Origin of the sequence: Salegentibacter chungangensis, from assembly GCF_042678405.1 — a bacterium.
Classification (GTDB): Bacteria; Bacteroidota; Bacteroidia; order Flavobacteriales; family Flavobacteriaceae; genus Salegentibacter_A; species Salegentibacter_A chungangensis.
In genome coordinates, this window is the sequence record NZ_JBHTLI010000001.1 from 1,207,949 (window position 1) to 1,232,483 (window position 24,535).

The 24,535-nt window shown below is 41.8% G+C and carries 26 protein-coding genes; 17 read left to right on the forward strand and 9 right to left on the reverse strand.

All coding sequences use genetic code 11. The features are described from left to right. Nucleotides 1-73 precede the first annotated feature (73 nt). Nucleotides 74-1,492: a hypothetical protein gene (locus tag ACFQ3Q_RS05375; RefSeq protein ID WP_380743681.1), complete on the forward strand. Its 1,419-nt coding sequence runs from the start codon at nucleotides 74-76 to the stop codon at nucleotides 1,490-1,492. Here the strand turns inward: ACFQ3Q_RS05375 and ACFQ3Q_RS05380 are convergent. Further along, a complete protein-coding gene (locus ACFQ3Q_RS05380) occupies nucleotides 1,489-2,700 on the reverse strand; it encodes an MDR family MFS transporter (RefSeq protein WP_380743683.1) in 1,212 nt (403 codons plus the stop codon). The two genes, ACFQ3Q_RS05375 and ACFQ3Q_RS05380, sit on opposite strands and share 4 nt — an antisense overlap. A 91-nt stretch (nucleotides 2,701-2,791) precedes the next feature. On the opposite strand from ACFQ3Q_RS05380, the gene ACFQ3Q_RS05385 reads away from it, so the two are divergent. Next, the gene (locus ACFQ3Q_RS05385; RefSeq protein WP_380743685.1) at nucleotides 2,792-3,397 is read left to right on the forward strand and encodes a DUF1684 domain-containing protein; all 606 of its coding nucleotides are present in this window, start codon (nucleotides 2,792-2,794) and stop codon (nucleotides 3,395-3,397) included. A gap of 30 nt (nucleotides 3,398-3,427) precedes the next feature. On the opposite strand, the gene ACFQ3Q_RS05390 is transcribed toward ACFQ3Q_RS05385, so the two are convergent. The 5 genes from ACFQ3Q_RS05390 to ACFQ3Q_RS05410 all read right to left on the reverse strand — a co-directional run bounded on the left by ACFQ3Q_RS05390 (nucleotide 3,428) and on the right by ACFQ3Q_RS05410 (nucleotide 6,865). Beyond that, nucleotides 3,428-4,669: an ammonium transporter gene (locus tag ACFQ3Q_RS05390; RefSeq protein ID WP_380743687.1), complete on the reverse strand. Its 1,242-nt coding sequence runs from the start codon at nucleotides 4,667-4,669 to the stop codon at nucleotides 3,428-3,430. 23 nt (nucleotides 4,670-4,692) lie between these two features. Next, on the reverse strand, nucleotides 4,693-5,031 hold the full coding sequence (locus ACFQ3Q_RS05395) for a P-II family nitrogen regulator (protein ID WP_380743688.1): 339 nt from the start codon (nucleotides 5,029-5,031) through the stop codon (nucleotides 4,693-4,695). 168 nt (nucleotides 5,032-5,199) lie between these two features. Next, nucleotides 5,200-5,574, reverse strand: coding sequence for a fluoride efflux transporter CrcB (gene crcB, locus ACFQ3Q_RS05400; RefSeq protein WP_380743690.1), 375 nt, complete (start codon nucleotides 5,572-5,574; stop codon nucleotides 5,200-5,202). Between the two features lie 20 nt (nucleotides 5,575-5,594). Next, a complete protein-coding gene (locus ACFQ3Q_RS05405; RefSeq protein ID WP_380743692.1) occupies nucleotides 5,595-6,626 on the reverse strand; it encodes an SRPBCC family protein in 1,032 nt (343 codons plus the stop codon). A 50-nt stretch (nucleotides 6,627-6,676) separates the two neighbouring features. Continuing rightward, nucleotides 6,677-6,865: a hypothetical protein gene (locus ACFQ3Q_RS05410; protein ID WP_380743694.1), complete on the reverse strand. Its 189-nt coding sequence runs from the start codon at nucleotides 6,863-6,865 to the stop codon at nucleotides 6,677-6,679. Between the two features lie 44 nt (nucleotides 6,866-6,909). Between ACFQ3Q_RS05410 and ACFQ3Q_RS05415 the strand changes: the two genes are divergently transcribed. Beyond that, nucleotides 6,910-7,296, forward strand: coding sequence for a pyrophosphohydrolase domain-containing protein (locus ACFQ3Q_RS05415; protein ID WP_380743696.1), 387 nt, complete (start codon nucleotides 6,910-6,912; stop codon nucleotides 7,294-7,296). A gap of 457 nt (nucleotides 7,297-7,753) precedes the next feature. Then, nucleotides 7,754-8,779 carry a Gmad2 immunoglobulin-like domain-containing protein gene (locus ACFQ3Q_RS05420; RefSeq protein ID WP_380743698.1) on the forward strand — a complete coding sequence of 342 codons (1,026 nt, stop codon included), beginning with the start codon at nucleotides 7,754-7,756 and terminating at the stop codon, nucleotides 8,777-8,779. A 7-nt stretch (nucleotides 8,780-8,786) separates the two neighbouring features. Here ACFQ3Q_RS05420 and ACFQ3Q_RS05425 read toward each other — a convergent pair whose 3' ends face one another. Beyond that, complete coding sequence (locus ACFQ3Q_RS05425) at nucleotides 8,787-9,854, reverse strand: branched-chain amino acid aminotransferase (protein ID WP_380743699.1); 1,068 nt, start codon at nucleotides 9,852-9,854, stop codon at nucleotides 8,787-8,789. A gap of 196 nt (nucleotides 9,855-10,050) precedes the next feature. On the opposite strand from ACFQ3Q_RS05425, the gene mnmD reads away from it, so the two are divergent. Together mnmD and ACFQ3Q_RS05435 are read left to right on the forward strand one after the other, a co-directional pair. After that, nucleotides 10,051-10,728 (forward strand): tRNA (5-methylaminomethyl-2-thiouridine)(34)-methyltransferase MnmD, encoded by a 678-nt coding sequence (gene mnmD, locus ACFQ3Q_RS05430; RefSeq protein WP_380743701.1) that lies wholly within the window; start codon nucleotides 10,051-10,053, stop codon nucleotides 10,726-10,728. A gap of 69 nt (nucleotides 10,729-10,797) precedes the next feature. Next, on the forward strand, nucleotides 10,798-11,700 hold the full coding sequence (locus ACFQ3Q_RS05435) for a TIGR01777 family oxidoreductase (RefSeq protein ID WP_380743702.1): 903 nt from the start codon (nucleotides 10,798-10,800) through the stop codon (nucleotides 11,698-11,700). Nucleotides 11,701-11,750: 50 nt separating this feature from the next. Here the strand turns inward: ACFQ3Q_RS05435 and ACFQ3Q_RS05440 are convergent, their stop codons facing one another. Next, nucleotides 11,751-12,422 carry a YceI family protein gene (locus tag ACFQ3Q_RS05440; RefSeq protein ID WP_380743704.1) on the reverse strand — a complete coding sequence of 224 codons (672 nt, stop codon included), beginning with the start codon at nucleotides 12,420-12,422 and terminating at the stop codon, nucleotides 11,751-11,753. Nucleotides 12,423-12,580: 158 nt separating this feature from the next. On the opposite strand from ACFQ3Q_RS05440, the gene ACFQ3Q_RS05445 reads away from it, so the two are divergent. From ACFQ3Q_RS05445 to ACFQ3Q_RS05475, 7 genes are all read left to right on the forward strand, one after another. Further along, nucleotides 12,581-13,168, forward strand: coding sequence for a nucleotide exchange factor GrpE (locus ACFQ3Q_RS05445; protein WP_380743706.1), 588 nt, complete (start codon nucleotides 12,581-12,583; stop codon nucleotides 13,166-13,168). Between the two features lie 30 nt (nucleotides 13,169-13,198). After that, nucleotides 13,199-14,317, forward strand: coding sequence for a molecular chaperone DnaJ (dnaJ, locus tag ACFQ3Q_RS05450; protein WP_380743708.1), 1,119 nt, complete (start codon nucleotides 13,199-13,201; stop codon nucleotides 14,315-14,317). A gap of 210 nt (nucleotides 14,318-14,527) precedes the next feature. After that, complete coding sequence (locus ACFQ3Q_RS05455; RefSeq protein WP_380743710.1) at nucleotides 14,528-15,457, forward strand: ABC transporter ATP-binding protein; 930 nt, start codon at nucleotides 14,528-14,530, stop codon at nucleotides 15,455-15,457. After that, nucleotides 15,450-16,748, forward strand: a complete 1,299-nt coding sequence (locus ACFQ3Q_RS05460) for an ABC transporter permease (RefSeq protein WP_380743712.1) — start codon at nucleotides 15,450-15,452, stop codon at nucleotides 16,746-16,748. The genes ACFQ3Q_RS05455 and ACFQ3Q_RS05460 overlap by 8 nt, the downstream gene beginning before the upstream one ends. Before the next feature lie 4 nt (nucleotides 16,749-16,752). Continuing rightward, on the forward strand, nucleotides 16,753-17,691 hold the full coding sequence (locus ACFQ3Q_RS05465) for a mechanosensitive ion channel family protein (RefSeq protein ID WP_380743714.1): 939 nt from the start codon (nucleotides 16,753-16,755) through the stop codon (nucleotides 17,689-17,691). Continuing rightward, complete coding sequence (locus ACFQ3Q_RS05470; RefSeq protein ID WP_380743716.1) at nucleotides 17,675-18,574, forward strand: DUF6268 family outer membrane beta-barrel protein; 900 nt, start codon at nucleotides 17,675-17,677, stop codon at nucleotides 18,572-18,574. Before ACFQ3Q_RS05465 ends, ACFQ3Q_RS05470 begins: the two co-directional genes overlap by 17 nt. Further along, the gene (locus ACFQ3Q_RS05475) at nucleotides 18,574-19,740 is read left to right on the forward strand and encodes a sigma-54-dependent transcriptional regulator (protein WP_380743719.1); all 1,167 of its coding nucleotides are present in this window, start codon (nucleotides 18,574-18,576) and stop codon (nucleotides 19,738-19,740) included. The genes ACFQ3Q_RS05470 and ACFQ3Q_RS05475 overlap by 1 nt, the downstream gene beginning before the upstream one ends. A gap of 20 nt (nucleotides 19,741-19,760) precedes the next feature. Here the strand turns inward: ACFQ3Q_RS05475 and ACFQ3Q_RS05480 are convergent, their stop codons facing one another. Next, a complete protein-coding gene (locus ACFQ3Q_RS05480; protein WP_380743721.1) occupies nucleotides 19,761-20,357 on the reverse strand; it encodes a hypothetical protein in 597 nt (198 codons plus the stop codon). A 76-nt stretch (nucleotides 20,358-20,433) separates the two neighbouring features. Here ACFQ3Q_RS05480 and ACFQ3Q_RS05485 point away from each other — a divergent pair, with 76 nt between their 5' ends. The 4 genes from ACFQ3Q_RS05485 to ACFQ3Q_RS05500 all read left to right on the forward strand — a co-directional run bounded on the left by ACFQ3Q_RS05485 (nucleotide 20,434) and on the right by ACFQ3Q_RS05500 (nucleotide 24,528). Further along, the gene (locus ACFQ3Q_RS05485; RefSeq protein WP_380745593.1) at nucleotides 20,434-21,315 is read left to right on the forward strand and encodes a PPK2 family polyphosphate kinase; all 882 of its coding nucleotides are present in this window, start codon (nucleotides 20,434-20,436) and stop codon (nucleotides 21,313-21,315) included. A 54-nt stretch (nucleotides 21,316-21,369) separates the two neighbouring features. After that, complete coding sequence (locus tag ACFQ3Q_RS05490) at nucleotides 21,370-22,797, forward strand: M20/M25/M40 family metallo-hydrolase (protein ID WP_380743723.1); 1,428 nt, start codon at nucleotides 21,370-21,372, stop codon at nucleotides 22,795-22,797. A 129-nt stretch (nucleotides 22,798-22,926) separates the two neighbouring features. After that, on the forward strand, nucleotides 22,927-24,282 hold the full coding sequence (locus tag ACFQ3Q_RS05495) for an MATE family efflux transporter (RefSeq protein WP_380743726.1): 1,356 nt from the start codon (nucleotides 22,927-22,929) through the stop codon (nucleotides 24,280-24,282). Between the two features lie 18 nt (nucleotides 24,283-24,300). Beyond that, a complete protein-coding gene (locus ACFQ3Q_RS05500) occupies nucleotides 24,301-24,528 on the forward strand; it encodes a hypothetical protein (RefSeq protein WP_380743728.1) in 228 nt (75 codons plus the stop codon). The last annotated feature ends 7 nt before the right edge of the window (nucleotides 24,529-24,535 follow it).

Consider the following 24,535-nt stretch of genomic DNA (forward strand, 5'->3'; position numbering starts at 1 on the left):
AGATAAAAGCTCTTTTTTTTGCAATTTAAAGTTTGTGAACATTGCTTATATTTACTTTATAACTTGACAAATTATGAGTAAAAGGGCCAGGATATTTTCGATTTTATTTTCATTTTGTTTTTTCGTTGGGTTTGCCCAGGAAATGAGGCTTTCTAAAGGAAGCGTTGTAGACTCCATTCCTGTAAGCGACAGCCTGTCGGAAAGCTTTGCTATATATCTTCCTCATCAGTTCAGGGAGGATAGTAATTGGCCCGTGATTTTTGTTTTCGATCCGGAAGGAAGGGGTAAATCAGCGGCCCGGCTTTTGAAAGATGTTGCGGAAGATCAGTCTTATATAATTGTGGCAACCAATGAAAATTTGAAGGAAGATTCTTTACAGGCTAACCTGGCTAAGGCTTCCAGGATGATGAATACTGTTTTTAATGCTCTACCGGTGGACTTGGACCAGGTTTACGCGATGGGACTGGAAGAAGGAGGAATTGTTGCCTCCGCAATACCACTGGTCTATAAAAAAACACGAGGAGTTCTTGCTATTGGGGCCGCGTGGGTGAATCCGGAGTTTGTTGAAAAGAGCAGACCGTATATGTTTAGTATCGCTTCAGGATATCAGGATAGCGATCAATTTGAACTTCTTGAAATAACAAAGATCTATGAAGAGGAAGACTACCCGGTGGAATTCAATTATTTTGAAGGAAATTCTGAAGAATGGCCGTCTGCGGGCTTTATGAACGCAGCGGTATCCGGCCTTAGTTTTAGGGCTGTTTCAGAAGGGCTAAGAAAAAATGATCCGGCCTATGTTAAAGCACTATATGAGAACGAACTGGAATTTGCTGAAAGTCTTAGAAGAAAACAGAGATATCTTAAAGCTTATGAGAAGCTGGAACAGATAGAAGAAAAATATGAGACTTTTGAAGATGAGACCAGGGAAATGAGAAAAAATCTTCGGCGTACCAGTCTCTATCGGCAGCAAAAGCGGGATTACAGGCAAGCCAGGGAAGAGGAGAATTACCGGAAAGATTTGTATTACTCCAGTATGGGAAGTGATCTGGTAACTCAAAATTTTGAGAATGTTGGCTGGTGGGCATATCAGATGGACCAATTAAAAAAACTTCAGGAAAAAGGTAATCCTGCCCAACAGGAAATGGCTCACAGGCTGGAAGGGTTTTTAGATAGCCTTTCTCAATATCATTATAATACTATCCACGAAAACAAAGCGAGTATTGACACCAAAATCCTGGTTAGTATTTTGCGAACGGTTATTAATAAAGAAGATCCTGAGGCATATTTAAATATCATCAGGCTTTCCGGAAATGACGGCGACTATGAAACCGCATTGTTATATCTTGAAGATCTTCTGAAAACCGGCTATGAGGATATGGAGTCTTTGTATGAAATTCCCGGGATCCTTGACCTGAAATTCAGTAAAGAATACAATGAGCTTATCTTTAAATATCTGGGGAAGTCCAAGTACTACGAAGAGGCGTTGAATTAGATTTCGGTTTCTCTTTTTAGAAGCCTTATTGTCCAAATTAGCAGCGCACACACTATTACGGAAAGAATAGCCATAGTCATCCAGGTAAATCGGAACCCGAAATTATCTATAAGCTGCATTCCTGTGTTGTGCCCAAAAATATGGCTTAAGGAAAAGGCTATGCTGTAAAGAGCCATATAAGCTCCTTGCTTTCCTTTATCCGATCTTTTTAGTGCGAAACTATTTGAAAATGGAAATGCGATCATTTCTCCCAGGGTCACCAATAACATTCCAACTACCAGAATGCCTGTCCACTGGCTTAAATTGATGACCAAAAAACTAACTCCTGTAAGCACAGAGCCCGCAATTACATATTGCAGGTCTGAGAACTTTCTGCTTTCCAGAAACTTGATTAGCGGCATCTCAAACAGAAAGATCATAAATCCGTTAAGCCCAAGCAGGATGCCTATTTCCGATTCCAAAAGCTTAAAGCCTTCGGAATAGAAGAGGGGCATCGTAGAGAAATACTGGATGAATATGAAACCGAAAAGCATAAGAGCAACCAGGAATGTCATATAAACCTTGTCTTTTGCTGTAGCGGTGGGCTCGAGGTTAAGGATGGGCGGATTTTGCCGGGCTTTTTTCGGGTGTAAGAGCTGTAGCAAGAGTAAACCGGCTATAAAACAGGTGATCCCGTCTACCCAGAAGAGAGCACCATATCCGGCTTTTGCGATAATAAGGCCTCCAATGGCGGGTCCTGCTGAAAATCCAAGATTTATGGCCAGCCTGATAAGGCTAACCGAGCGCGTGCGGTTCTCGGGTTTGCTGTAAGCGCTAATGGCTACGAACACTGCGGGCCTAAAGGCATCGGCAGCAAGCATAACCAGGAAAATACCAATACTGAATCCGAGAAAACTGGTTGGGAATTGGAGTAAAATGAATAGTATGGAAGATATCAGTAAACTTCCGGCCATTGTCTTATAGTGCCCTATACTGTCTGTAAACTTGCCTCCAAGCCACGAGCCTGCAACAGATCCCAACCCGAAAATGCTAAGTATCCAGCCAACTTCTTCAAGACTAAAACCTTTGTCTTTGGTGAGGTACAGGGAAAGAAAGGGGATTACCATAGTTCCGGCCCTGTTGATGAGTGTGATCAACGCCAGTAACCATACCTCCTTTCTTAAGCCTGAAAATGATCCAATATAAGACCGGTAAACTTCCTGAAGCATTCTTTTAAAATAAGGGCTAAATTTAATTTAAATATCTTTAGCATCTGTTTCAGATTTTGAAGAGAAATTAAAATATAAAAATTAGTCCCAAATGAGATCTTTGCTCACATTTTTACTTTTATTGAACCTGTCTTTGTTAATGGCCCAGGAGTCTGAAAAGCCTCAAAGTGCCCGGGATTTTCAAAACCATCTTAATGAAGAATTTAGAGACCCGGAAGAATCCCCGCTTACCGAAGAAGATAGAAAAGATTTTAAAGGACTTGATTTCTTTGAGGTAGACAGCAGTTATATTGTTAAAGCCGAATTTGTAAGAACACCTGCAGAGTCGCCTTTTAAAATGCCAACCACTACAGACAGAACCCCGGTTTATGTAAAATACGGAGAAGTTTACTTCAGCATAAAGGGTGAGGAATACAAGCTTAATGTGTATCAGAATCAGAGCTTTTTGACAGATCCTGAATATTTCGATTATTTATTCCTGCCGTTTACAGATAATACCAATGGTGAAACCACCTACTCCGGCGGACGGTATTTGGACTTAAGGATACCGGAGGGTGATTTCGTAATTCTGGATTTTAATAAGGCTTATAATCCTTATTGTGCTTATAGTGGCAGGTATTCCTGTCCGATCCCACCCAAGGAGAATGATCTGGATACCGCAATAGAGGCCGGCGTGAAGGCCTTTGATAAGCACTGATCAATTGGTTGAAAAATTATCTCTTTGGTCTTAGTGTTCCTCCGGGATTCCGAACTCTGCATAGGCATCCATCCCGTGTTCGTGTATGTCCAGCCCTTCAGTTTCTTCTCTTGACTCCATTCTTAAGCCCAGGCTGGCCTTAATTGCATAAAGAATAACGAAGGCCGATAAACTGCAAAACACACCTATTATAGTTACTCCTGCTAATTGAGAAAGGAACTGTTCCCATCCTGCCAGGTTTCCGAAGAGACCAACAGCCAGGGTACCCCAGATTCCGCAAACAAGATGAACAGCGATGGCTCCAACAGGGTCGTCAAGGCGAAACTTATCTACTAAAGAAACTGCAAGGACGATCAATACCCCGGCCACAAGGCCAATAATAACAGCGTCCATAGGAGACATCTGATCGGCCCCGGCGGTAATCCCTACCAGTCCACCCAAGATCCCGTTCAGGAACATTGTGAGGTCGTAATTCTTATACCTGAAGGTAGAGAAAAGGAATGCTGAAAGTCCTCCGGCTGCAGCTGCAAGGCAGGTGGTTACCAGGGTAATTGAAGTTAAGGCAGGGTCGGCCGACAGGACTGAACCTCCGTTAAATCCGAACCATCCAAGCCAAAGAATTAATACCCCGGCGGTAGCAAGCGGTATATTGTGTCCCGGGATAGCGTGGGAGGTTCCGTCTTTTCCGAATTTCCCGAGTCTGGCACCCAGCAGGTATACGGCAATTAAAGCTGCCCATCCGCCCACTGAGTGAACCAGGGTAGAACCGGCAAAATCATAAAAGCCCATCGTGTCAAGGAAACCGCCTCCCCACTTCCAAGAACCCACTAAAGGGTATACGATTGCAAGGTAAATAACAGAGAAGATCATAAAACTTCCTAGTTTGATCCTTTCGGCGACTGCCCCGGAAACAATGGTAGCCGCCGTGGCAGCGAACATTCCCTGGAAAAGGAAATCGGTCCAGAAGGTATATCCTTCATTGTAAGTAAGGTCCAGGCTTCCGTTAGTTATTGGTGGGTTTAACCCAAAAAGTCCGGTAAAATAGTCGGGGATCACCCCGGCTATAAAGGAAGCCGGGTACATTAGATTAAAGCCTATTATGGCGTATATCATTAATCCCGTACAAATAATAAATATGTTTTTGAACAGGATGTTAATAGCGTTTTTTTGACGGGTCAGGCCTACTTCCAGCAGGGAAAAACCCAGATGCATGAAAAATACCAGAGCGGTACAAATCATCATCCAAATATTATTTACGGTGAGAATTTCCATCGTATAAGTTTTTTGTGAGATTATCAGGTTAGGGAGTCAGTTCCTTTTTCTTTAGTTCTTATCCTGTAGGCCTCCTGGATGTCTGAGACAAATATTTTCCCATCGCCAACAGAGCCTGTATAGGCAGATTCCAGGATTACATTAACTGCTTTTTCCAGAAAGTTGTCTGAAACTACCACAGAGATCATTCGGCGTTGTATATCGCTGGTGCTATAAGAAACACCCCGGTAGACGTGGCCTTGTTTTTCATTTCCTACTCCCGTAACATCCCAGTAACTAAAAAAGTTCACTTCTGTTTTGTGAAGAGCCTTCTTAACCTCGTCAAATTTTGATTTCCTGATAACGGCTTCAATTTTCTTCATAAATTGTTCATTTAACGTGAGTAAATATATAAAAAAATAAAAACCACCCCTAAATTCAAAGGGGTGGTTTAATGTTAAATACATATAAATAAAAATCAACCCCTATTTTTTAGGGGTTGATTTTTAAAAGTGCTTATAATTGAATAATATTCAATGGGAATTTCAGGCTTAGGTGAATTTGGTTAAAAACACACCTAAAGTAACGGCCAAGAGGCCTAAAATTAAACTTCCGAAAGCATAAATGGCAAAATGAACATAATCGCCAGATCTGAACAGGGCCTGATTTTCAAATGCAAAAGTGGAGAAGGTGGTGAAGCCACCACAAAAGCCTACGCTTAAAAGAAAATTGGAAGCATTGTTCAGGCTGTCGTTTTTAAGGGCCATCCCCAGAATAAATCCGAGGATTAGGCTTCCTAAAATATTTACAGTTAAAGTTCCGTAAGGTATGGGAAAGGCCTGTTTGTTCAGGGCTTTGCTAATTAGGAATCGAAGCACGCTGCCGAAGCCGCCGCCAATAAATACCAATAAAGCATTCTTGATCATATCTTCAGAGAATTACTTCTTTATTTTACCGGAACATAGATATGGGTAACCCATTTTGCCGGATTCGAAATATGTTCCGGAGAGGTAAGATATACTTCAAACGGATTAGCTTCAGAATTAACCTCCAGGCCATTTTCCAGGATATAGGCATAAGTTTTATCCCAAGCCTCCTTTAAATTCTTATAATCTCCCTTTAGAGTAGTTTTTACCACTTTTTGGTTTGGCAGATAATCGTTTAAGATCATACTTTCTGCTGGGGTGATTACCTCACTGGAGGTGAATATCCCTGCTGAAAAGATTGCTGTGCCTTTTTCATCATTCCATTCGTTGTAAAGCACAAACGGATTTCCGGTCTTTTCAATATTGTTCTGTTCCATATAGGAAGAAACATCTGCGATCATTTTTTGCATCCGTTCATCAACCTGGCTCATTTTACTTGCCGTGGTCGTGTACATATAATATCCGCCACCGTGCTGTATTATACCGTCAACACTAATATTATATTCCTTCATTTTATTCAGAATAACGGTTTCCATATTTTCCAATCCTTTGTCGAACATGGGAAGCATCATTTCGGAAATGCTCTGATCCTGAAAGCTGAAGATAAGTTTTTCGGTAAAGCTCTGCTCTCCCTTCATTCCCCAGGTTACTTTTGTTCCGTTTTCGGCTTCTTCAAATTCCCAGTACACCTGGCTGGAAGTTTCTCCAAAAGGAGTGTCGAAACTTATTATCTGGTTTATTTTACTGAAAGGGGTCGCCTCGGTAGTCCTTATCTGGCCATCTCCCATATCTTCACTCTTCCACATATATCCTGCCCCTTCACCTTTGGTCTTTTCAAAGTAATTAACCACCATATCTTCAGACTCCTGTGACCACGGCTCCCAATTCTCCCAGTTCTTATAATTATTCACCTCATTATAAACCATTTCTCGGGGGGCTTCTATCACCTTCGTTTGCTCCACCTGAAACTCACCGTCCTTGGTTGCCACATAAATAGAGCCGGCGATGATGATTATAAGGATTAAAAACAGTAGGTATTTTAAGATTTTCATAGGCTGATTGGTTGATTAGACCACTAATATAGGTATTTTCAGAGGGATTACTAGTAATCTAAAAGCGTCTTGATTAGAAAAAGCAAAAGGATGAATGCAATAAAGCCTACAAGTACATACACACTTCCTTTATAATACTTTTTGTGAAGGCGGGTATCTTTTCTGTAACTAAAAACAATGATCGTCACAAAAGCGACGAAAAAAAGAGCGGCAAATATTAGTTGACCGGTAGAGAACATTTTGATTATTTTTAGACAAAGTTAACCTAATTAGTATAGAAAATATGAAAAAAAGAATAGCAGCGGTTCGGGAATTTCATTCGGCATTTGGTCTTGGTATTAAAGAATCTCCCGCAGCCGATCTTGGGGAGAACAAGAACAGGCTAAGGTATAACCTGATGAAGGAAGAAAATGAGGAATACCTTGAAGCAGCAATGAATAATGATCTTACCGAGGTTGCCGATGCCCTTGGGGATATGTTATATATATTGTGTGGAACCATTCTTGAACACGGAATGCAGCATAAAATTGAAGAAGTATTTGAGGAAATCCAGTCCAGCAATATGAGCAAACTTGGAGCTGATGGCAAGCCTGTTTACCGTGAAGACGGGAAGGTGCTCAAGGGGCCAAATTATTTCAAGCCGGATATCCGGAACATCCTGGAGGCTTAAGAGATATTAACTTATCTTTTTTGGGAGCCTTAGGATAAAGGCTGTATGTTCAACAGTAATTAAAACTTTATTAAATTAAATCTAATTTTTTCTTATTTCAGTAGTTGGTTTCATTTATTAATGCCAAATTTAGGTCCAACCTGAAAACAAAAAATGATGTCTTATCTCGAAATGAGTGTTTATTTGCCAGTACTTTTCCTTCTTATATATTTAACGGTGAGGTTTGTAAAAACGGTCATCAGTAATATAAGACATAATGAGTTTATTACGGCCGAGCTAAGGCTCAGAAGCCGAAATACCAGAAAGCCGGATTTCAAAAGAACTTCCGGAAAGCAGGACCTGGTTTAACCGCAATTTTATTATCAAACCATAGTTTTTGAATTTTAACTGGCGTTTTGTTTCTTTTTCATCCTTGTTCTTGTATTAAGTTTAATAACTGAACTGAAAATTGATCAAAATGAAACTCAAGCTTTCGTTACTTTCATTACTGATCCTTTTATTTTCCTGTAAAGAGGCTAAAGACAACAAAGAAGAATCTTCAAAGCCTGAATTAGGAAAAAAGGGAACCTCCTTACAAAATTTGAATTCCTATTCAAATTCTCAATGGCACTTCTCGTTAAAGTACCCGCAGAATTATATAACTACCGGGTCAGATTTACCCGGCGATGTTCCGGTGATCAATATTTATGAAAGATCTGTTTCTGAGAAGCCGCCCTTTGCCATACATGAGGAAGCCGGTATTGGATATATTGCAATTCTGCCAAAGGGCTATGGGGTAGATGGTCCTTCCGGGAAAAGCTCTTCATTTTTGGAATGGTCCGGATCTCTTGAGCTTAAGGAAGATATTGATCCTGAAGAGTCCCGGGTCTATTTGTTGGAAAATGGAGAGCCCTGGGCATTCAAATTAAAATTTAGTCATCCTCCCAAGAGCTGGAATGAGTATGGAAGTGTTTTTGTTCATTTTAAGGCCGATGCTTTTAAGGCTGAGTGTGAAGATAGTGGCACAGGTGAAAAAAAACCAATGGAGGGTTGTGATCCAATGGGGAGTGACATCATTAAGTTTACAGGAGAAATAAATGAGAATAGCTATAAATCCCTGAAAAAGATCCTTGAGGATTTTAAGTTCTCGAAAGTAAAGGAGGGCAGGAAGGTGTCCAATATTATTAAGGTGGATAGGCCTCTTCCCAATATCGAGGTGAAATCTCCGCTTAAAATTTCGGGAAAAGCAAAGGGGTTCTGGTTTTTTGAGGGCACTGCTCCTTTAAAACTTGTCGATAAGGATAACAAGATCCTTGCGGAAAGCTCCATTGAAGCAGAAGGCAACTGGATGACCAGTGATTTTGTCCCATTTAACAGCAGGATGACATTTGATAGTGCACCCGATGATGAGAGGGGGTATCTGGTTTTTGAAAGAGCGAACCCTTCAGGGAAACCAGAAAATGACCAATCTTACCGGTTGCCGGTCTTATTTCCTCCTAAATAAAATCAGCTTATTTTACGGCGTATCTCCAGCCGTACTTGTCTTCGGTTTCGTTATACTGAATTTTCATCAGCTTATCTTTAAAGACCTTGGCATAAGAATCTTCCAGTTTTGGCAGCTCGTATTTCTCACCGGCATATCCAAAACCTCTGATAGGGTTGATAACCGTAGCAGTTCCGGTTCCGAAGATCTCTTTTAACTCGCCGGATTTAGCGGCATCTATGATCTCTTTCACCTTAACACGTCTTACCTCTAAAGGGATATTGAATTCCTCAGCAAGGGTAATGACACTTTTTCGTGTCACTCCGTCAAGGATTCTGTCGCTTGTAGGTGCCGTAATGAGTTTGTCTCCCACACGGAAGAAAATGTTCATTGTTCCTGCTTCCTCAAGATACTCATGTGTATTGGCATCTGTCCAGATCACCTGCTGGAAACCGGCATCTTTAGCGAGATTTGTCGGGTAGAACTGTGCGGCATAGTTCCCGGCAGCTTTAGCAAATCCAACACCACCATCGGCAGCACGGCTGTATTTTTCTGAAAACTGAACTCTCACCTCACCGCTGTAATAGGCCTGTGCAGGAGAGCAGATGATCATAAACTTATATTTCTTGGCCGGAGCGGCAGATACGCCTTCTTCGGTAGCTATTACGAAAGGCCTGATATAAAGAGAGTTTCCGAAGCCTTTTTTAATCCAGTCCTTGTCAATTTTCAATAACTCTTCTAAGGCTGAAAAGAAATATTCCTCCGGGAAGGCCGGGATCGCAAGCCTTTCGCTGGACCTGTTGATTCGTCTGAAGTTCTCGTCCGGTCTGAATAGCCAGATATGGTCATCCTTATCTTTAAAGGCTTTCATTCCTTCAAAAACGGCCTGTCCGTAATGGAAGACCTTGGCGGAAGGATCCAGCTGCAGAGGGCCATAAGGCTTTATCTTTGGCGTTTGCCAGGCACCGTCAACATAATCACACTCCATCATATGATCAGTAAAAACTTTTCCGAAAGTCAGGTTTTCAAAGTCAGTGTCTTCAATTTTAGATTTGGAAGCTTTTACTATATCAAGGGTGGAAGTGTGGTTTTTCATTGTATAAAGTTTAGTTGAACAAATTTACCCAATTTAAAGCAGAATCAAAATCTAAAGTTTTGGTAAATTTGGGGTTTGTGTCAGTGATCTCCTAATATACTGAAATCCTTAGGAGAAGCATTATTTTAATGCGAAAAGTAGGTTTTCTGAGAGAAGGAACTGAAGGAGATTAGACATTTTATAAAGCCGGAAAAAATTGGAAAGAAAAATAATAAAGACCGCCGATGGTTCTGTAACCATACACCTCCCGGACTGGGATGAACAATATCACTCCAAACACGGCGCGGTACAGGAAGCCATTCACGTTTTTATCAAAACCGGGCTTCACTGGTTTGTGGAGAACTACCAAAAAAAAGAATTGTCTGTTCTGGAAATTGGTTTCGGCACGGGACTTAATGCGTTTATTACTGCTTTGGAGGCTGAAAAACTGGGGCTTGATGTGTCTTATTGCGGGATTGAAGCCTACCCGGTAGAAACTTCAGAAATAGAAAATCTGAATTATCCTCAGGCGCTTAAGGCTTCAGAGCGGAAGGATTTGTTTATGAGACTTCACGAAACCGAATGGGAAAAGAGCTTTAAAATCTCAGAGAATTTCAGTTTGAGTAAGCGGCAGAAGAAATTTCAGGAGATCGATGATGTTGCTCAATTTGATCTGGTGTATTTTGATGCCTTTGGAGCCAGGGTTCAGCCCCAGCTATGGACTGAAGAGATCTTCGGGATAATGTTCAGGGCAATGAAACCAGGCTCGGTATTAGTTACCTATTCAGCTAAAGGAAGTGTACGGCGGGCTATGCAGGCGGTTGGTTTTCAGGTAGAGCGTTTGCCCGGGCCTCCTGGTAAGCGCGAAATGTTAAGAGCATTAAAAAACCACTAAGATTTGCTGTTAAACCTCTAATAAAATTTAGCAGGCTGCCCGCTCAGTATGTATATTGTAAATAAAAAAATGCGTGTTTTAATAACTGGTGCAACGGGTTTGATTGGATCCCATATAGTTGAAAGCTGTATCGAAAAAGGGATAGAGGTCCATTATCTTACCACCAGTAAAAATAAACTCGAGAATAGGGAAGACTACAAGGGTTTTTACTGGGATCCTATGCAAGGCGTAATAGATGAAGCTGCAATAGAGGGTGTGGATACGATCATAAACCTGGTTGGAGCCAATATCGCAGAGCGCTGGACTCCCAGTTATAAAGAAAAGATCGTAAAAAGCCGCACCGAAACTGCCCATTTACTGTACAAAACCCTGGATAAATTCGAGAATGATGTGAAACAGATCATTTCGGCCAGTGCCATTGGAGTATACCCGAGTTCCCTTCAGAAATTATACACCGAAGAACATAAAGGAGTAGACGACTCTTTTCTGGGAGAAGTCGTGGTGAAGTGGGAAGAAAGTATCAATAATTTTGAGGATCTCGGCTTAGATGTGGCAAAGATCAGGATTGGGCTTGTTCTTGCCGAAGAAGGTGGAATGCTTCAGAAGCTTAAAGATCCTATGAATTTTAGTGTTGGAGCTCCTTTAGGTAGTGGTAAACAATGGCAGTCCTGGATTCATATAGAGGATGTTGCCGGGATCTTTATGCACGCTCTGGAATATAATCTTACCGGGGTCTACAATGCCGTGGCTCCAAATCCCGTTACCAATAAAGAACTGGTTCAAAAACTGGCCAGGGAAATGGGGAAACCCCTGTGGATTCCAAAAGTACCCTCTGTGGTCCTGAAAGCGATGCTGGGTGAAATGTCCCGAATCGTTCTTGCCAGCCAGCTGGTGAGCAGCGAAAAAATAGAAACCAGCGGCTACCGGTTTAAATATACCAATGTCTGTAAGGCTCTGGGTGATCTTATATAATTAAAAAAGCCGCCCGATGAGGCGGCTTTTTTTTAATCCATTGAATGAACTTATGCTTTAGAAGCGTTGATGTCTATCGTTAATTCGATTTCATCATTAATGAATTTATCTCCTAAACCATCGAATACAGATTTAGAGCCATAATTCACTTTCCAGTTGGTCCTGTCTATAGAGAAAGGTTGGCTGGTGATGTTTATTTCATTTTCGTTTCTCTCAATGGTCACAGGAAATGAAATGTTCTTGGTCTCCTCCTTAATGGTAAGGTTCCCTTCCATAATCGCCTGACCTTCTTCTTCGGTAAGACCTGTGATTACGAAAGTAGCTTCAGGATATTTATTTACATTAAAGAAATCTCCTTCTTTCCCTTCAACAGTTCCTTTCAGGTGAGCTTCAAGGTCTTTTTTGTCATCACCTTCAAGATCAGTTACGTTGATGCTTTTCATGTCAATTACAAAGTTTCCGCTTTCAATTACACTGTCGGAAGCCTTAAAGGTTCCTTCAGCGATCTTGATAGTACCGGTATGTTCGCCTGTAGGCTTGGCACCTGTCCAGTCTATTACAGAACTTGCAGTGTCCACGCTGTATTCGGCAGCCTGAGCAGTAGCATCGGCTGTTGCTTTGGCTTCTTCAACTCCAGCATCATTATTTGAGTTATTTTTGCAGCTTGTGAACCCAAGGCTGAAAGCAGCAATTACGAATGTCTTTAAAAAGATGTTTTTCATATCTCTAATATTTAGTTTTTTTGTTGACGGGCAAAATTAAGGTAAGGCCTTTGCAAAAACTCATAAATAAATATTAAAAAAATCTTGTGACATTTTGACATTTTGAAATGATTGGCAATACTTTTGACTCCTTGTGCACATAATTAAATGCGGAAAAGATGACTAAAAAAAAGAAAGATATATCTGAGAAAGAAGAAATGGTAAAAGACCAGGTTGAAGATACCATAGATCAGGCAATTGAAGAAGTTGAAGATAACAATGCCGAAAAGGGAAAGCAGGAAGACGGTGAAACGCTTTCTGAAGAAGAACTGTTGAAAGAAGAAGTTCAGAAGGAAAAAGATAAGTTTCTTCGACTTTTTGCCGAATTTGAAAACTATAAAAAACGTACTTCCAAGGAGCGACTGGAGCTTTTTAAGACTGCCAACCAGGAAGTAATGACAGCTTTACTGCCTGTACTTGACGATTTTGACCGGGCCCTGAATGAGATCAGGAAGACCGAGGATAAGAATCTGTTACAGGGGGTAGAACTTATACACAACAAATTCAAGGAAACTCTTAAAAGCAAAGGCCTTGAGCCGGTAGAAGTGAAGGAAGGCGACACCTTTGATGCCGATATTCACGAAGCTATTACACAAATTCCAGCACCTTCAGATAAATTAAAAGGCAAGATAGTTGATGTAGTAGAGCAGGGCTACAAATTGGGCGAAAGAATAATTCGTTACCCAAAAGTAGTTACCGGAAAATAAAACCGCTTTTAGAACCCGCAAAAATAAACCATGAAAGAGGATTATTACGAAATATTAGGATTAAGTAAGGGCGCTTCAGCAGCCGAGATCAAGAAAGCATATCGAAAGATGGCCATTAAGTATCATCCCGATAAGAATCCGGGAGATGCCAAGGCCGAAGATATGTTCAAGAAGGCTGCAGAAGCATATGAAGTATTAGGTAATGAAGATAAGAAAGCCCGTTACGACAGGTTTGGTCACCAGGCATTTGAAGGCGGTGGCTTCGGTGGCGGCGGAGGTATGAATATGGACGACATATTCAGCCAGTTTGGTGATATCTTCGGCGGCGGCGGTTTTGGCGGCGGCTTCTCCGGTTTCGGCGGATTTGGCGGTGGCCAGCGTCGTGCTAAGGGAAGCAACCTGAGAATAAGGGTTTCACTTACTCTCGAAGAGATTGCCAACGGAGTCGAGAAAAAGATCAAGGTTAAGAGAAAAGTTCAGGCTCCGGGAACCACATATAAAACCTGTGGTACCTGTGGCGGTGCCGGGCAGGTAACACGAGTGACCAACACCATATTAGGTAGAATGCAAACCGCTTCACCTTGTACCACCTGTAGTGGGTCTGGAAAAATAATAGATAAGAAACCCGAAGGAGCAGACGCACAGGGGCTTCTTATGAGTGAAGAGACCGTTTCAATTAAAATTCCAGCAGGGGTTGAAGACGGAATGCAGCTGAAGATTGCCGGAAAAGGTAACGAGGCACCGGGAGACGGATTCCCGGGAGACCTTTTGGTGGCTATTGAAGAAAAAGAGCACCCAAGTCTTCAAAGAGAAGGTAATAACCTGCATTATGACCTATATATCAGTTATTCTGAAGCTGCCCTGGGAACTTCAAAAGAAATAGATACCGTTTCAGGAAAAGTGCGTATAAAGGTAGAAGAAGGAGTCCAGTCTGGAAAAATTCTTCGACTTCGCGGAAAAGGTATTTCCAGCCTGAATGGATATGGAAAAGGAGATCTGCTGGTTCACGTTAATGTGTGGACCCCTAAGACGCTTTCCCGTGAACAAAAAGAGTTTTTTGAAAGGATGGCAGATGACGAGAATTTCCAGCCAAACCCTGAGAAAAGCGACAAATCATTCTTTGAAAAAGTTAAAGATATGTTTTCTTAAAACTCCCGTTTTAAGAAAAAATTTATATATTTGACTATCACTAAGTCTTTTAGTGATAATTTTTCTTTTTCATAGCAATTTTTTTCCCATCCTTATGTCAATAAGGGTGGGTTTTGTTTTTTAGGGCCTTTCTTAAAATTATAAAATCTTCTTAATCCAAAAGGACTCTCAGCCTATTTCAATATATTTACGATTCTGGAAAAAGCATTTATGGAGAATCTTTTGGTGGCAGAAAATATCTACAAGCGATTTGGGAATTTTACTGCGCTAAATAATGTTTCGATCGAGGTTCCGCGTGGCAGTATCTTTGGCTTACTGGGACCAAACGGGGCCGGTAAAACTACCTTGTTAAGAATTATCAATCAAATCACAATGCCCGATGAAGGGGTGATTTATCTTGACGGCCAGCCCTTACAACCCGATGATATTGCCCATATAGGATATTTACCGGAAGAAAGAGGTTTGTATAAGTCTATGAAGGTTGGTGAACAGGCTCTCTACCTGGCCAGGTTAAAAGGACTGAGCAAGGGCGAAGCTAAAGAGCGTTTGCAATACTGGTTTGAGAAGCTGGATATTATGGACTGGTGGGACAAGAAGATCCAGGAACTTTCCAAAGGGATGGCGCAAAAGGTACAGTTCGTCATCACAGTCTTACATAATCCAAAACTGCTTATTTTTGATGAACCTTTCAGCGGATTTGATCCTGTAAATGCCGGTATTATAAAAAATGAGATCCTTAAGTTAAAGGAAGAAGGAGCAACCATTCTTTTTTCAACCCATCGAATGGAAAGTGTTGAGGAGTTATGCGATTATATGGCCCTCCTTCATAAATCGAATAAGATCCTGGACGGAAAAGTTTCTGAGATCAAACGCGAATACAAGTCCAATACCTATGAAGTTGGCCTGGAAGCTGCAAGCGATGAGGTACTGCTTGCAGAGCTTAGAGACAAGTTTGAAATTGGTCCGGCAAGCTTTAAAAGTATAAACGATGATCTTAAGGTCAGCATAAAATTACAGGAGCACGAAAATCCTAACGATCTTCTGCAGTATCTTTTAACAAAGGCTAAAATCAATCATTTTGTGGAGGTGATTCCTTCCGTGAACGATATCTTTATAAAAACCGTAACACAGAATGCGTAATCTCAGACTCATTATTCAAAGGGAGTACCTGGCACGAATCAGGAACAAGACCTTTATAATTATGACTTTTTTGAGTCCGCTTATTCTTGTGGGGATGATTATGCTTATTGCTTATTTGAGTATGATCAACAGCAGCGAGCAGCGAATTATCGGGATCTATGATGAGACCGGTCTTTTTACCAGCGAGTTTAAAGATTCTGAACAGCTTCAATACCTGGATTTCTCGAACCGAAGTCTTGAGGAAGCCAGAAAAACGGTAGTGGAGCAGGAATATTACGGACTTATTTATATACCCCAGACAAGAAATGAATCTGAACTCGCCGGGGCAGTAGAATTTTACGGCGAAGAGTCTCCGGGCCTGGGAACGGTTCAGAACATAGAAAAAATTATTGCTGACAGGCTGACGCAGAATGAACTGATATCCCGCGGAGTAGATATTTCGGAGTTCGAAGCCGCAAAGGCTGATGTTACCGTGCGAATACAGAATTTTTCAGGAGAGCGAACCTCTAAAATGTCTGGTTACATCAAGATGTTCTTTGGAGGCGCCTCCGGATACCTCTTAATGATGTTCATAATTATTTACGGGAATATGGTGATGCGGAGTGTTATTGAAGAAAAGACCAATCGTATTATTGAGATCATTGTTTCTTCGGTTAAACCAATTCAGCTTATGATGGGGAAGGTTTTGGGAACCTCTCTTGCAGGGATTACGCAGTTTAGTATCTGGGTGTTTTTTGGAACGATCCTGCTATGGGGAGTTTCAATGTTTTTCGGAATAGATCCATCCGAGATGAATACTCCAGCGGCTCAAAGTATTCAGGACTTACCACAGCCTGAAATCGCACAGCTAATCCTTGATGTGGCAAGATTGCCCATATTTAACCTTCTTTTCTTCTTTTTGATTTATTTTATAGGAGGTTATTTTCTGTACAGTGCTATTTATGCTGCCATTGGTGCGGCCGTAGACAGTGAAACAGATACCCAGCAGTTTATGTTTCCGGTTATTTTGCCGTTAATGCTGGGCATTTATGTAGGCTTCTTTGCCGTTATAGAAAACCCTCACGGCAGCGTTTCAACTATTTTTTCAATGATCCCTTTAACTTCCCCCATAGTGATGTTAATGCGTATACCTTTTGGAGTACCTTGGTGGGAAATAGCGATTTCTGTAGCTTTATTGGTGATCACTAATCTTGGCGTGGTCTGGCTTGCAGCGAAGATTTACAGGGTGGGAATACTGATGTATGGAAAAAAGGCAAGCTACAAAGAGATCTATAAATGGCTTAAATATTAATTAGATGCAGGAACAGGGGGCTACCGAAAATATAAAGGAAGTAATTGAACAGGATATCTGGGGAGCCTTAAAGGATTTCTGGAATTTTGAACTGCTTACCTATAATGTGGGTGGAGATCATCCTATTGTTATTACCGTTGGACTTATCCTGTTAATGGTCGTGGCCTTTGTGCTTACGGGAATCGTTTTGCGGGTGCTGAGATCTTTTATTACCAGCAAGCTTCTTGAAGATGATAAGATGAAGTTCATAAGCGTCTTCAAGTTCATAAGATACATAGTTTATGTGATTGTTATTCTGATCACCCTAAGCTCGGCAGGTATAGATATTACAATACTTTTAACAGCTTCGGCTGCACTATTTGTAGGTATTGGTTTAGCTTTACAGGAGCTTTTTCAGGATGTAATAGGAGGTATTTTTATTATTCTTGATAAGTCGCTTCTGGTTGGCGATATTATAGAAATAGACGGCCGTGTTGGCCGGGTTTTCGAAATAAAGCTCAGGACCACCAGGGCGCTTACCAGGGACGATAAGGTGATGATCATTCCAAATCACAAGTTTATTAGTGATACGGTCTATAATTATACACAAAACCATAAGACTACACGGGAAGCCGTAAAGGTTGGAGTGGCTTATGGAAGCGATACCGAAAAGGTGAAGAGGATCTTACTGGATTGTGCTAAGGAGCAGAAGGGAATATTAAAGAATCCGGAACCATTTATCTTATTTGAAGATTTTGGGGATTCTGCACTCCTGTTCGGGCTTCATTTTTATACGGCCGATAGTTTCGTGGATCCTAAGGTAAAGAGTGAATTGAGATTTAGAATAGATAAGAAATTCAGATTGAACGACATTACTATTCCGTTTCCTCAGCGAGACGTACATATGTATTACCCCAATCAACGCGCAACCGAAAAACAACCGGATAATGAAGAAAACACATAAGTTTTTATTCGCGATTTTAGTATTGCTTGTATCCCTGCCTTCTCTGGCGCAACCTACAGATCTTGCCAGAGTAGAATATACATATTTCCCGCAGCGCGGTTCAGATAATTCCTTCAGAAGGTTTCGCACCTTTGTGAACTTCCCAATAGAATTGAACGATAAAGGAGCCTATCTTGTACCGGGTCTGGAATACCGCAATGTTAACTTTAAATATGAAGATCCTGAAAACTTCGACACTTTCGATCTGGACAGGTTTCAATCTTTTACGGCCACATTGGCATATACCTTTAAGTTCAGTAAGAACTGGCGCTTTGGTGCAGATGGAGGGGTGAAGGTAGCATCCAACTTTTCCAGTGGAGAATTGAAAAAGGACGATCTTATCTATACCGGTGGGATATACTTTGTGAACAGGGATGAAGAAGCTGAGATTCCCTGGAGACTTATCTTTGGTCTTAAATATTCCACCACCACGGGTTTCCCTTTTCCCTTACCGATTTTGAATTACTACAGACGTTTCGACCCGAAATGGTCTTATACGGTCGGGATTCCCAAGGTAAACATGAAGCATTATTTTAATAACAAGCATTCGATGCAGGCTTTTGTGACCTTAGACGGGTTCTTTGCCAATATTCAGGAAAAATTTGATGTGGCTCCAAGGAATCCTGCCAATACAGAATTTGCAGAAAGTATCTCAATGACCGTTTTATTGACGGGGCTGGGATATGAGTATAATTTTACCGAACATCTTTCGTTCTATGCCTACGCCGGCTACACTTTAATTAACGATATACGCCTTAGAGACGACAATCTGGATGATCTTTATACCATTAATAAGGACAACTCCTTTTATACCCGGGGCGGACTAAAATTCAGTATTTTATAATGGCCAGAATTTTATTAATAGAAGACGAAGCAGCAATTAGAAGGGTTCTTGTAAAGATCCTGACCGAAGAGAGTGATAATTATTCGGTAGAGGAAGCTGAAGACGGACTTGAAGGAATTGAAAAGATCAAGCAGGAAGATTTTGACCTCGTGCTGTGCGACATTAAAATGCCGAAAATGGACGGGGTAGAAGTACTTGAGGCTTTAAAAAAGATCAAACCTGAAATACCTATAGTGATGATCTCCGGTCACGGCGACCTTGATACCGCGGTAAATACGATGAAGTTAGGAGCTTTCGATTATATTTCGAAACCGCCTGACCTTAATCGCCTTTTAAATACCGTTCGGAATGCTTTGGACAGAAAGGAACTGGTTCAGGAGAACACCCGTCTCAAAAAGAAGGTAAGTAAGAATTACCAGATGATCGGGGAATCTGATGCTATAAAGCGGATTAAAGAACTAATTGAGAAAGTTGCGCCCACAGATGCCAGGGTTTTGATCACGGGACCTAACGGGACCGGAAAAGAGCTTGTGGCCCACTGGCTGCATCAGAAGAGTGAAAGGTCTAAAGGGCCTATGATAGAGGTGAATTGTGCTGCTATCCCTTCAGAACTAATAGAAAGTGAGCTTTTTGGACACGTAAAAGGAGCTTTTACTTCAGCCAATAAAGACAGGGCTGGGAAGTTTGAAGCGGCTAACGGAGGGACCATTTTTCTTGATGAGATAGGGGATATGAGCCTTTCGGCTCAGGCAAAGGTGCTGCGGGCACTTCAGGAAAATAAAATCTCCAGGGTAGGAAGTGATAAGGATATCAAGATTGATGTACGCGTGATCGCTGCCACCAATAAAGACCTGCGCAAGGAAATAGAAGATAAGAAATTCAGGGAAGATCTTTATCATCGTCTTGCAGTGATCCTTATAGAGGTTCCGCCGCTTAATGAAAGAAAAGAGGATATCCCGTTGCTGGTAGATTACTTTAGTGATAAGATAAGCCAGGAACACGGTACCAATAAAAAAGAGTTTACTGAAGGGGCGTTAAATGTCCTTAAAGATTATGACTGGCGGGGGAATATCAGGGAACTTCGAAATGTGGTGGAAAGACTCATCATACTTGGCGGGAAAGAAGTAACCGAAGATGATGTGAAGCTCTTTGCCAGTAAATTCTAGAAAATAAAAAGTAAAAGAGATTACTCTTTCATAGTATCCGGGATGTATCTAAGGAAATACATGGTATCTCCGCTTGGATGATTCCATTCGTGGAACAATTCAAAACCGAAACGCTGGTATACCAGAGCATTTTTTCGCATTCTGGTCTCAGCATAAAGCGGTAATTTATATTCCCTGGCGCGGCGGTAGAATTCGTCTTTCATCTCTTTCCCTACCTGGGTGTCCGCACCTCTCGAGTCGGCTAAAATTCCCCAGAACCAGCAATACAGATAATCACCCTCTTTCGGGCGTTGTTCCTTAATGTAATTCTGAGTTTTAAGGATCTCCAGGGCGTTGCTAATACCTGTAACCTTAATCACAAGTCCAAGCTGGGTCCATATTTCTTTCCAGAAATTGCCGTCTTTTCGGTTGGTCTTGAACAGGATCGCGATTCCTTTTCCGTTTTCAGAAACAATAAGGGCATCTTTTTCTATGGCTTTATCTACCATATGTGTCGCCAAGGTTTTAAACCTTTGGTGACGGTTTCCCCCTTTTTTTACCACATCCATAGAGGAAGGAATCTCTTTTAAAAGAGTGGTTACCTTCTCGATTATTTCCTGTCTGTATTCTGTATCCAAGCCTGATTTCTTTTTCGGCGAAGATAACAAAAATATGTGTTTTAAAGATCGTATCTTTAAGTATCAACAGGCGAATATGAAAGACATAAAGACTTCTGAATTCAGGGTTACCGAAGAGATTGACCTTAAAAGCATGTCAACAGATCTGGATCTTGAGGCTCCGGAATATAAGATTGAGGACGAGCTTGACGGGATCCGAAAAAAACTCGCAGACTGGCAGGATGCCTTATATGCCCACGGGAAATATGCTGTGCTTCTCTGTTTTCAGGGAATGGATACTTCGGGAAAGGATAGTTTGATAAGGGAGGTGTTTAAGGGGTTTAATTCCAGGGGTGTGGTTGTTCACAGCTTTAAAGTGCCAAGTAAGCTGGAGTTGAGTCACAATTACCTGTGGAGACATTATATAGCCTTACCCCAACGCGGAAAGTTCGGGATCTTTAACCGGAGTCATTATGAAAATGTGCTGGTTACCAGGGTGCACCCGGAATATATCCTCAATGAAAATTTGCCGGATATTTCTGAGTTAAATGATGTGAATGAAAAATTCTGGGAAAAGCGATTTGACCAGATAAGGGAGTTTGAAAGTACGGTGGCCGATAACGGGACCATTATATTTAAATTTTTCCTTCATATGTCTAAAGAGGAACAACGCCAACGATTATTGCGCAGGCTGGAGAAACCTAATAAGAACTGGAAATTTTCCCCGGGAGACCTGAAAGAAAGGGAACTCTGGGAGAACTATATGTTCAGCTACCAGGAAGCCATTAACAATACGTCCAAAGAGAAGGCGCCCTGGTACGTAATACCTGCTAACCATAAGCCGACTGCGAGATATCTAGTGGCCAGAATTCTTTGGGAAAACCTCAACGATTATAAAGATGTCCGGGAGCCCGAACTTAGCCCCGAGATCAGAAAGAACCTTGAAGAATACAGGCAGATCCTGGAAAAAGATAAGTAAACCGGTACTTATTTAGCCAAAATTGTTTTTAATTAGCAAAAAAAACAGTTTTCGATGGGAAGATTATTTATAGCCGTTATTGCTTTATTGAGTGTTCAGTTTTCTAATTCACAGGTGACCTCTGTTCAGGAGGATTCATTAAACCTAAGGAAAATATATGATATGTCCCTTATGCAAGGGAAGAGTTATGACTGGCTGGACCATCTGTCTAATGAGATAGGTGGCAGGCTTTCCGGGTCTTTAAATGCCCAGCAGGCGGTAGAATATACCAAGGCTGAACTTGAGAAACTTGGTTTGGACAAGGTATGGCTTCAGCCGGTAATGGTGCCCAAATGGACCCGTGGCGCCAGGGAGTTTGCTTATGTGGAAACTGAACCCGGTACCACCAGGAATATCAATATATGTGCTCTTGGCGGATCTATAGCTACTCCTGATGGAGGAACTAAGGCGGAAGTGATCGAAGTACAGGGCATAGAAGACCTTAAACTTTACGGCAAGGAACAGATAGAAGGCAAAATCGTTTTCTATAACCGCCCAATGCGTCCCGATCTCATTCATACTTTTGAAGCTTATGGTGGCTGTGTGGACCAGCGGTATTCAGGAGCTAAAGAAGCCGCAAAATACGGAGCTGTTGGCGTGATCGTAAGATCTATGAATCTTAGGCAGGACGACCTGCCGCATACCGGTTCTATGAGTTATGGGGATACTCCGGTTGAGAACAGGATCCCTGCAGCAGCTGTAAGCACCAACGATGCGGAATACTTAAGCGGCCTTTTGAAACTGGATAAGGATGCGGAGGTTTATTTCAAACTTAATTGTGAGCAGCACGAAGATGTTCAGTCTTATAATGTGATTGGAGAGATCACTGGTTCTGAACATCCCGAGGAGATTATGGTAGTTGGCGGACACCTGGATTCCTGGGACCTTGGTGACGGCTCTCACGATGATGGCGCCGGAGTGGTTCAGTCTATGGAGGTTTTACGCCTTATGAAGGAGATCAATTATAAGCCGAAGAGAACCATTCGCGTGGTATTGTTTATGAACGAGGAGAACGGTCTTCGCGGAGGGAATAAGTATGCCGAGGTGGCGAAGGAAAAAGGAGAGAAGCATATTTTTGCTTTAGAGAGCGATGCAGGAGGATTTACCCCCCGTGGTTTTGCATTTGATGCAGATAAAGCGCAGTTTGCACAAATTGAAAGCTGGAAGCCGCTTTTTGAACCATACCTTATTCATTATTTTGAACTTGGTGGAAGTGGAGCAGATGTAAGACCGCTTAAAGAAAAAGAAGGTGATATTGTACTGGCAGGTTTACGTCCGGACTCTCAACGCTACTTTGATCATCACCACGCAGCAAACGATACTTTCGAGCACGTGAATAAAAGAGAACTGGAACTGGGAGCGGCAACAATGACTTCCCTTATTTATCTTGTAGATAAGTACGGGGTAAGGCAAATTGATACCACTCCTGAAGATAAATATTAGAAGTTTGGATAACTTCAGCAAAAAGGCTTCCCTTAAGGGAAGCCTTTTTATTTTTCCGCTTAATAATTTCCCAAGATTAAATTTCAACACCAATAAAACATACTATCTTTGCCGATTAAATTTTGAACTGTGCAGTTATCCGCTTACACAAAAGAATTTAGTAAGAACCTGAACATTGCCTACCCGGTAATGCTGGGGCAGCTGGGTCATGTTCTGGTTGGTCTTGTGGATAACCTGATGATAGGAAGGCTTGGGGCGGCTCCTCTGGCAGCGGTCTCTTTGGGAAACAGCCTGGTCTTTATCGCACTTTCCCTGGGGATAGGCTTTTCATTTGCCATAACCCCTCTAATTGCTGAAGCCGATGGTTCGGGAGATTTAGAGACGGGAAGAAGCTATTTTCACCACGGTATTATCCTTTGTGCTCTTAACGGAATATTTCTGTTCCTGGCTTTGCTTGTAGCTAAACCTGTCCTGTATTATATGGACCAGCCGCCCGAGGTGGTCGAACTGGCAATTCCTTATCTTGAGATCGTGGCATTTTCGATGATACCCTTAATGATCTTTCAGGCCTTCAAACAGTTTGCCGACGGACTCTCACAAACCCGTTATGCAATGTATGCCACTATCCTGTCTAATGTGGTGAATGTGGTCTTTAACTACCTGCTTATTTACGGGATCTGGATCTTTCCAAGGCTGGAACTGCAGGGAGCGGCAATAGGAACACTCATTTCAAGGTTCTTTATGCTATGGTTCGTGTGGGAGATCCTCAGAAGGAAGGATAAGTTTGCCGCTTATTTCGTGTGGAGTAAGAAGGAACATCTAAATTCAGGTGTTTTTAAGCGTCTTTTGTCTTTGGGTTTTCCAACTGCTCTGCAAATGTTATTTGAAGTGGCCATTTTTACGGCTACTGTTTTTCTTGCCGGAACGCTGGGAACCAATCCGCAGGCGGCAAATCAGATAGCGCTTAATTTGGCTTCGATGACCTTTATGATCGCGGTGGGTCTTGGGGTGACGGCAACCATAAGGGTTGGTAATCAAAAAGGACTAAAACATTTTAAGGATCTCAGGCGTATCGCCTTTTCAACATTTTTACTGGTCTTTCTTATCGAAGCGGTGTTTGCCGTCGGGTTTATATTACTTAAGGACCTGCTGCCCGGTTTCTATATTGACAATACTGAAGTGATCCTGTTGGCTGCCCAGCTGCTTATTGTAGCTGCTTTATTTCAGCTGAGTGACGGTTTACAGGTGGTAATATTGGGAGCCCTTAGAGGCCTTCAGGATGTGAAGATCCCGACGCTAATCTGCTTTATTGCATACTGGATCATAGGATTCCCGGTTTCTTATTTCTACGGAAAAGCCGATATGCTTGGAAGTATGGGGATCTGGCTTGGATTACTTGCCGGTTTAACAGCTTCGGCATTAATGTTATATTTAAGGTTTAATTACCTGAGCAAAAAGCTGGTTTTAAACCAGGAAAATAAATAAACAAAAAAATTAAGATCTATGGAGTTCCCTAAATTTCTGCTTGGCGATAATACAGATTATCCCGATGCTATTTTTGTGGTACACACCGAATTTCCCCGTTTTATAATCAACCTGGAGAATGACGAGGTGGAGTGGCTTGAAGATTTCGACAAGAGTGACGAGGAAGAACTGGCTAATGAGGCTGAAGGTCTTATCGCCCAGGCTACAGAATTTTACGATCGCGAAGTAGCGAGATACGAAGAATAATCTGGCT